This window comes from Pseudomonadota bacterium, assembly GCA_010028905.1.
In the GTDB taxonomy this organism is placed as follows: domain Bacteria; phylum Vulcanimicrobiota; class Xenobia; order RGZZ01; family RGZZ01; genus RGZZ01.
The window spans coordinates 1-5,203 of sequence record RGZZ01000360.1; the positions used below are offsets into that span (position 1 = coordinate 1).

A 5,203-nucleotide genomic window follows, 5' to 3' on the forward strand; every position below is an offset into this window, starting at 1 on the left:
TAGCCGTAGGCGGCCACGTCACCCATCAGGCCAACGACGCTCAGGGTGAAGCCCACGGTGTGGCCGATGCCGGGCATGAAGAGGGCGGCGGCGCCGCCGAGCCCGGCGATGTCGGTGACCAGGTGGCCGCCCATGATGGCGCGGTCGACGTGGGTGGTGTGCTGGGCCTTCCAGTTGTCGATGGCTTTCTTGGCGTCGAGCGCGAACGAGACCACGCGCACCATGGGCACGAAGCCCTGCGCAGCCACGTTCGTGATCTCGCTCGAGATGCCACTGAAGACCTGGGTCTGCACGGCGAAGGCGGCTTCCTTGAAGGCGAACGCGGGGTCTTGCGCGACGATGTTCGACGCCTCGGCAGCCGTGGCGTGGAACAGGTCGGCCGCTTCGCTCTTGATCTTGTCGAAGGTGGAGACGCCCTTGCGGCTGATGGACATGACCTCGCCGTCGGTTCCGCGAATGGTCACGGTCTCGCCCTTGTTGATGCCTTCGGAGAGGATCTTGTTCACCACGGCGCTGTTGAGCGTCTGATCGACGGGCTTGCGCGACGCGGGTGCGGCTGGCGGCTCCGCCGGCGGCGCCTGCGCTGTCGAGGAGGGGGCCTGCGGCGCGCTGCCAGGGCTCGCCGCGCCGGTCGGCGACAGCGCCTGTGGCGCAAGCGGTCTCACGGGGGTGTTCATCGCCAGGCTGAGCGTACTCACGATACTCACTCCAAATGCGGCTTCGGTTCTGCGTGAACCGGCCATCTTGCCTAGAACGATATCATGCCCGCCTCAGCATGATGTTGCCAAGATGTGAATGCATGTGCGCGGTTTGAGCGACAGGTGCGAGCGCGACCGTGGGTCAGCGCGGTCGCATCATCTCGAGGAACTGCTGCTTCGTGTAGCCCCTGGGCTCTTCGTTGAGGGCCTCGAGCCGCTCTCGCGCGTAGGCGTCGTTGGGGATGAGCAGCAGCCAGATGCGCAGGGCGTTCACCGTGGCCGCGTGGTTGCCCATCTTGTCTTCGGCGTGGGTCAGCAGCCGGAGGGCGTTCATGAAATCGATGCGATCGGTGTGGCTCATCTCGAGGAGCGCAACCGGATCGGGGGCGTACAGCCCCATGGCTCGAGCGGCGGCTTCGGCGCATTCAGGATAGCGCTTGAGGGCGTACATGAGGAACGCCTTGTTGAACCACAGCTGGGCGTTGGTCGGGTTGTTCTGCAACCCCTCATCGAGGTAGGCGAGCCCCTCGTCGACGCGATGGAAGTTCTGCACCAGCTGGAAGGACGCCACATCGTAGGCCTCGGCGAAGCGGGGGTCGAGGGTGGTGACCATGCGATACATCGACATGAGGTCACGCTCGTCTTTCCAGTTGATGCCCTCCGCCTCCATCTCGTGGTGGTAGATGTCGATGTTGAACCAGATCGACTGGGCCATGAAGGTGCGCACCTCGCCCAGCGCCTCGAGCAGCACGCCCACCGCGGTCTTGTCGCGATCGCCGGCGTGGAAGAGGGCTTCGTTCCACGGCAGGAGCGCCAGGTTCGCCGCAATGATGACACCGGCGACGACGGCGATGAGCCCCCGCCTCATGCGCGGGCGTTCCGTCGAAGCCAGCGCCTGCGGCGCCACATCAGGGCCAGTCCGAGGGCGATGGTGGCTGCCGCCGTGGCGGCGCCCTGGCGCTCGAGCGAGGCGATGCTGCGCTCTGGCGTGCGCCAGGGCTCTCCGAAGAATGCGCGATGGTAGTAGGCCTGCACGGGAGGCTGGCCCGCGAGGTCTTCGGGCTCGTCGTGTCCCTCGGGGCCGTGCTTGCCGCTCGACTGGGTCACCGCGCCGTGTCCGCCGTCCGGGTCTGCCCACACGGGCGACGCGACGAGGGCCAGCAGCAGCGCGATCAGGCAGAGCAGCGAGGGGGAGAAGGGTCGCGTGCGCCCCGTCACAGGTTTCTCCGTTCGAACGCGGTCTCTCCCAGGAGCTGGGCGAAGATCACCCAGATGACCCCGTATCCCACGATGGCGGCCATGTACGCGGAGGTCACGAAATCGTGGTGCACCACGGCGTTCTTGACGTGAAAGACCTCGAAGTGGGGCAGCAGGGCCTTCATGCTGAGCGACACCATGCGCTGGAACGCATTCCGCGTGAGGAAGAAATCGATGAAGGCCTGGGGCAGCCCCCCGATGATGTACACGAACAGGCCGAGCACGGCCGCCAGCGGAGGGCTGGCGAACGTGGAGAACGCCATGCACATCGCCAGGACCACCGCTTCCTCGAGCAGATACCCCAGCACGACCTTCCAGATCTGCAGGTCGTAGTGCTTCATGAGGAAGGCCATCGACCCCCAGAGGGTGATGCCCAGCACCAGCTGGCTGAACACGATGAAGCCCATGATGCCGAGCCACTTGCCCCACAGGTAGGCCCGACGAGGCATGGGTCGGGTGATGACGGGGTAGATGAGCTTGCGCTCGATCTCACCCGGGATGGCCACCGAGCCGAAGAACAAGGCCAGCAGCAGGCCGTAGTACCCCATGAACGTGAGCGCGATGTCCTTGACGACGCGATCAGAGGCCCCCAGGCCGAACGCATTCGTCAGCGTGGGGAGAACCGCGATGCCGATGGCGATGAAGAAGGTGATGAGCTCGATCTGTCGCCGAAGGGTCTCGATGAGGGTGAGTCGGGCGATGATGAAGCTGGCTCTCATGAGGCGGCCTCGCTCTTCGTCTCGCCCCGAGCCGGGGCCGTGATGGCCTGGAAGAAGGCGGTTTCGAGGGTGATTCGCTCGTGGGTCACGCTGTAGACCGAGCCGCCCTGGGTCCGGATGGCGTCGAGGGCCGCATCGGTGCGCTCTCGGGAGACACGGGCCACACGATGCGTGCCTTCCTCTGTCACCGTGGCCCCATCGACGGTGATGGGCGGGCCATCGTAGCGGATGTCGACGGCCTGTCCGGTCTCGAGGAGGGTCTCGAGGGGGCAGCACCGCACCAGTCGCCCTTGATGCATGATGCCGATGAGGTCGCAGATGTGCTCGACCTCGGTGAGCTTGTGCGACGAGAAGAAGATGGTGATCCCCCTTCCGCGCAGCTGGAGGATGACATCCTTGACCTCCTTCTGGGCCAGCGGATCGAGCCCGCTGGTGGGCTCGTCGAGGATGAGCAGGCGTGGAGTGCCCACCAGTGCCTGCGCGATGCCGAACCGCTGCTGCATGCCTTTCGAGAGCTCGCGGATGCGCGAGCGTCGGCGGTCTCCCAGGCTCACCGCTTCGAGGGCGTCGTCGCAGGCCTTCTTGCGCGCGTCGCGCCCGACCCCCGCGAGCTCGGCGTGCGTGGAGAGGAGCTCTTCCACGGTCATGAAATCGTGGTAGCTGGCGACCTCCGGGAGGTACCCCAGCATCGACTGGGCGGCAAGGGTGCCCGTCTTCGCGCCGAAGATGTCGGCATCGCCGCTCGAGGGCCAGGCGAGGCCGCTCAAGATCTTGATGAGCGTGGTCTTGCCGGCGCCGTTGGGACCGATGCACCCGAAGACGTGCCCCTCGGTGACCGTGAGGTCGAGACCGTGCAGCGCCACAACCTCGTTGCGCGCTCCTGGGTGGTACACCTTTCTCAGCTGCCTCGCCTCAATCGCTGCCGACATCTCGCGTCTCTCTCGACCGCTCTCCCTCAGATGCTCTGGCGTGCACGCCTCCGACCTTCCCATCGCGCGGCGCACGCTCGACAGATGTTCCCGCACGCCTGTTCCCTCCTCCTTCCACCCGACCGCACAAGGGAAACGTGTGGGTTTCAAAATCTGGCGGCTTCTGCTATATTCATGACCTCACGCGGGTGCGCGACGTCCCTGTCGGGCCGGTGACCAGCCGACGTGAGCGTGTCCCTCCCAGAAAGAAGCGCTTCCGACCTCCCCCCCCGGCACCCGCCGTGGTCGAAGCCCTTCCATGCTTGCAGAGAGAAGCATATCCACGCGTGAAGATCCTGCTCATCAACCCCCCTCTCAAAGAAGAGGAGCGCAAGAACCCGGTCATCGGCACCCTCTTCGCCAACGCCATGCCCCTCGGTCTGGGGTACCTCGCAGCGGTGCTCATCCAGGCCGGCATCACTGACGTCCAGATCGTCGACGCCGCCGCTGAGCGCAAGACCGCGGTCGATCTCGTCGACAAGATCCGCCGCGACGGCGTCGACATCGTGGGAATCGGCGCCACCACCTACTCCTACTTCGACGCGATGGACGTGGCGCGGGCCATCAAGGAGGCCTTCGGAGACGCCATTCCCATCGTGCTCGGCGGCCCGCACATCTCGGCCATCCCCTCGCACGCCATGGCATGCGAGGACTTCGACTACGGCGTCATCGGTGAGGGTGAGTACACCTTCCTCGAACTCGTGCAGAAGCTCGGGCGGGGGGAGAGCGTCACCGATGTGAAGGGCATCGTCTATCGCAAGGGCGACGAGCTGGTCTTCACCCCCAAGCGCCCCCTGGTGATGGATCTCGACACCATTCCCTTCCCGGCGCGTCACCTGTTCCGCACCCATCTCTACGCATCGCTGCCCACCGACGTGCGGTACCTCCCCAAGTTCACCCAGATCCCCACGCGCGGCTGCCCGTTCCAGTGCAACTTCTGCGACTCTGCGGCCGTCACGGGCAAGCGCTACCGGGCACCGTCGCCCAAGTACCTGGTCGACGAGATGGAGCACCTCAAGAAGGACTTCGGTGTGCGCGAGGTTGCCTTCGCCGCGACCACCTTCACGGTCAGCCACCGCAAGACCGAGGAGTTCCTCGACGAGCTCGAGTCGCGAAAGCTCAACATGGCCTGGACCGCCTCGACCCGCGTCGACGTGGTCGACAAGCCATTGCTGCAGCGCATGAAGAATGCGGGCTGCTGGTCGATTCGAATGGGCATCGAGAGCGGTGACGACGAGGTGCTGAAGTTCATCCAGCGCGGCATGACCACCGACGAGGTGCGGCGCGTGGTGAACGACGCCAACGACGTGGGGCTGCAGATCAAGGCCTTCTTCATCGTGGGGCACCTCATCGACACCCCCGCCACCATTCGCAAGAGCATCGACTTTGCGTGCTCGCTGCCGCTCGACGACGTGACGGTGCAGATCAACACGCCGCTCCCCAACACCCCGCAGTTCAACATGGCGCCCAAGTACGGCCAGCTGAACCCCGACTTCTCACGCTACAACTTCTGGCGCCCCGTGTACGTGCCACACGGCATGACCGAAGACGAGCTCATCTG

Annotated in this window: 6 protein-coding genes; 1 reads left to right on the forward strand and 5 read right to left on the reverse strand. The window is 65.4% G+C overall.

The window, feature by feature from the left end; genetic code table 11:
* The 5 genes from EB084_19005 to EB084_19025 all read right to left on the reverse strand — a co-directional run.
* Positions 1 to 698, reverse strand: a 698-nt coding sequence (locus EB084_19005; protein NDD30353.1) for a hypothetical protein, incomplete at its 3' end; no start/stop codon positions are given.
* Between the two features lie 142 nt (positions 699 to 840).
* A complete protein-coding gene (locus EB084_19010; GenBank protein ID NDD30354.1) occupies positions 841 to 1,566 on the reverse strand; it encodes a hypothetical protein in 726 nt (241 codons plus the stop codon).
* Positions 1,563 to 1,916, reverse strand: a complete 354-nt coding sequence (locus EB084_19015; protein ID NDD30355.1) for a hypothetical protein — start codon at positions 1,914 to 1,916, stop codon at positions 1,563 to 1,565. The genes EB084_19010 and EB084_19015 overlap by 4 nt, the downstream gene beginning before the upstream one ends.
* Entirely contained in the window at positions 1,913 to 2,674 is a 762-nt protein-coding gene (locus EB084_19020; GenBank protein ID NDD30356.1) for a hypothetical protein, read from the reverse strand. Before EB084_19020 ends, EB084_19015 begins: the two co-directional genes overlap by 4 nt.
* Positions 2,671 to 3,678 (reverse strand): ABC transporter ATP-binding protein, encoded by a 1,008-nt coding sequence (locus EB084_19025; GenBank protein NDD30357.1) that lies wholly within the window; start codon positions 3,676 to 3,678, stop codon positions 2,671 to 2,673. Before EB084_19025 ends, EB084_19020 begins: the two co-directional genes overlap by 4 nt.
* Before the next feature lie 206 nt (positions 3,679 to 3,884).
* On the opposite strand from EB084_19025, the gene EB084_19030 reads away from it, so the two are divergent.
* On the forward strand, positions 3,885 to 5,203 hold a 1,319-nt coding region (locus tag EB084_19030; protein ID NDD30358.1), incomplete at its 3' end, for a radical SAM protein.

What these genes read in the sequence shown, in the direction of transcription:
- EB084_19010 (NDD30354.1), bottom strand. Translation starts at nt 1,566, where the DNA reads ATGAGGCGGGGGCTCATCGCCGTCGTCGCCGGTGTCATCATTGCGGCG.
- EB084_19020 (NDD30356.1), bottom strand. Translation starts at nt 2,674, where the DNA reads ATGAGAGCCAGCTTCATCATCGCCCGACTCACCCTCATCGAGACCCTT.